This is a genomic window from Lachnobacterium bovis DSM 14045 (genome assembly GCF_900107245.1).
Taxonomy (GTDB): domain Bacteria; phylum Bacillota; class Clostridia; order Lachnospirales; family Lachnospiraceae; genus Roseburia; species Roseburia bovis.
This window is the reverse complement of record NZ_FNPG01000037.1, coordinates 1-2,094: the sequence shown is the minus strand read 5'-3', so window position 1 is coordinate 2,094 and position 2,094 is coordinate 1. Positions and strand designations below refer to the sequence as shown.

General features: G+C 28.5%; 3 protein-coding genes and 1 pseudogene. 2 read left to right on the top strand and 2 right to left on the bottom strand.

What is annotated here, in order from left to right; all coding sequences use genetic code 11:
* Window positions 1-78: 78 nt before the first annotated feature.
* Together istB and BLV79_RS11715 are read right to left on the bottom strand one after the other, a co-directional pair.
* On the bottom strand, window positions 79-681 hold the full coding sequence (gene istB, locus BLV79_RS11720) for an IS21-like element helper ATPase IstB (RefSeq protein ID WP_278320480.1): 603 nt from the start codon (window positions 679-681) through the stop codon (window positions 79-81).
* A gap of 35 nt (window positions 682-716) precedes the next feature.
* Window positions 717-1,208, bottom strand: a pseudogene (locus BLV79_RS11715) (Mu transposase domain-containing protein); the annotation flags it as partial.
* A 62-nt stretch (window positions 1,209-1,270) separates the two neighbouring features.
* Between BLV79_RS11715 and BLV79_RS13205 the strand changes: the two are divergent.
* Together BLV79_RS13205 and BLV79_RS11710 are read left to right on the top strand one after the other, a co-directional pair.
* On the top strand, window positions 1,271-1,399 hold the full coding sequence (locus tag BLV79_RS13205) for a hypothetical protein (RefSeq protein WP_278320479.1): 129 nt from the start codon (window positions 1,271-1,273) through the stop codon (window positions 1,397-1,399).
* 20 nt (window positions 1,400-1,419) lie between these two features.
* A complete protein-coding gene (locus BLV79_RS11710) occupies window positions 1,420-1,962 on the top strand; it encodes an ATP-binding cassette domain-containing protein (protein WP_159429356.1) in 543 nt (180 codons plus the stop codon).
* The last annotated feature ends 132 nt before the right edge of the window (window positions 1,963-2,094 follow it).

The window sequence follows — 2,094 nt, the reverse complement described above, 5'->3', positions numbered from 1 at the left end:
GTGGTGACAGTCGGGCCTCGCAGGAGGTATAAAGTGTCAAGTATTTATGTACAAAAAATCTTATATAAAAATGTACACTTATTCTGTTGTTTTAATATATTTTTTTACTCTATATGACCTTCCAGTTATTGTAATTACTTTTGAATGATGTAATATTCTATCCAAAATAGCATTTGCAACAACAGCATCATAAAATACACTGTCCCATTCATTAAAATTTATATTTGTTGTTAAAATAGTACTTTTCTTTTCATATCTCATATCAATTAATTGGAAAAATAAATTAGAATCTTCTTTATCAATTGGAAGATATCCCAATTCATCAATAATAAGCAATTTATATCTATTAATGTATTTCAAAACACTTTCTAAGCGATTTTCTATCTTAGCTTTTTTTAATCGTTGCAAAAGATGGTTACATTTAATGAAATATGTACTATATCTTTTTGAGGCAGAGGCTATACCTATTGAGGTTGCAAGATGTGTTTTACCTACTCCACTACTACCAAGAAAAACGATATTTTCCGCATTTTCCATAAATCTTAAAGTGGTTAATTCTAATATATCTTGTTTATTTAAACTTGGTTGAAAATCAAAATCATAATCTTCAATTGTTTTTACAAACGGGAAAGCAGCAGCTTTAATCATGGATTTTGAGGCTATTTCAGCCTTATAATCAATTTCGCAATTACATAATTTTAATAATCCATCTGAAAATGATAATTGAGTTTTTTATTTGATATTTTATGCGCAGTTATAAATAATGTGTTACAATACACATGTAAATAACCATCACAAATTTGTAAGGTTAATGTTTTTCATATATATTCTGTTGGTACAGAATATTGGTTACCGCAATAATTAACCATACTTGATGAATTGACCTTTACTGATTTTGTGGATATTTGATAGGGCTTTCTTATATTTTTCATTGGCAGTGGAGATAAGAAAGTCTTTTCTTTATTAAAATACATAACAGGAATTATTCCAGTACCTTTAATAACATGAGTATTAACTCTATTGTTAATTCTGCTAATAAGTTGATTTAGTTCGTTATAATCTAGTTTTCCATTGTATGCTCTTATTTCATCAAGAATTTTCATAGGTGCTTCTACTTTTACTTTAGTTCGTGGTCTTCCTGCAATATATGGTCTTACTTTAAATCCATAATCATTTGCGAACTGTTGGAACTTAATATTTACTTTTCCCATATGCTTATGTAATTATAAGAGATTTATGGGGAAGTATTGATTTAATTGAAAAAATGCCTATGTGGCGTTTAACGTATAGAATCAGAATTGCGGATATACATGTTGTAGATATTGCAGTTATCTTGGCAGTATCTGTGTTATATAAGTTGTTAGGATGGATTATTGAACCCAAAAAGCGACTTTTCTAGAGTTAATGGAGACCAACAAGATGAATAAAGAGTTAGAGATATTGAAAAAAGATTTGAAACATTTATTAAAAAGTAAAAGGAAACAGTTTGGAATTGTACCACAAAATGTTAGGTTATTTAACAAATTGATATATGAGAATATTGCTTTAAATCGCGAAATATTTTTATCTGAGGTAAAGATATATGCAAATATTGTCAATATTGATAATGAAATAGAGGCGATGCCTCTTAAATACAATACATTAGTCACAGATTATGGAAAAAATTTATCTGGTGGACAATGTCAGAGAATTATTCTAGCAAGAGCATTGGTGAATAAACCTCGAATACTTGTTTTAGATGAGGCGACAAGTGCTTTGGATAATATGAACGAAAAAAAATTCTTTGAATATTTAAAAAAAGAGAAGTGTACTACTATAGTAGTTGCACATAGATTGTCAACTATAATTGATAGTGATAAGATATATTTTATGAAAGGAGAGAAGATTGTTGAAGAGGGAACACATAAAGAATTAATGAGAAAAAAGGGTGAATACTATGAATTGTACAACAAGGAAGGATGACATAATGAATAAAGAAGCAATATTACAAGTAAAAAACGTTTCCAAGAAATACAAAAATGAGATGGCATTAGAGAATGTTAGTTTTAACTTGACAAGTGGAAAAGTTGTAGGATTAGTAGGACCAAATGGTGC

What these genes read in the sequence shown, in the direction of transcription:
- BLV79_RS13205 (WP_278320479.1), top strand. Translation starts at nt 1,271, where the DNA reads ATGTGGCGTTTAACGTATAGAATCAGAATTGCGGATATACATGTTGTA.
- BLV79_RS11710 (WP_159429356.1), top strand. Translation starts at nt 1,420, where the DNA reads ATGAATAAAGAGTTAGAGATATTGAAAAAAGATTTGAAACATTTATTA.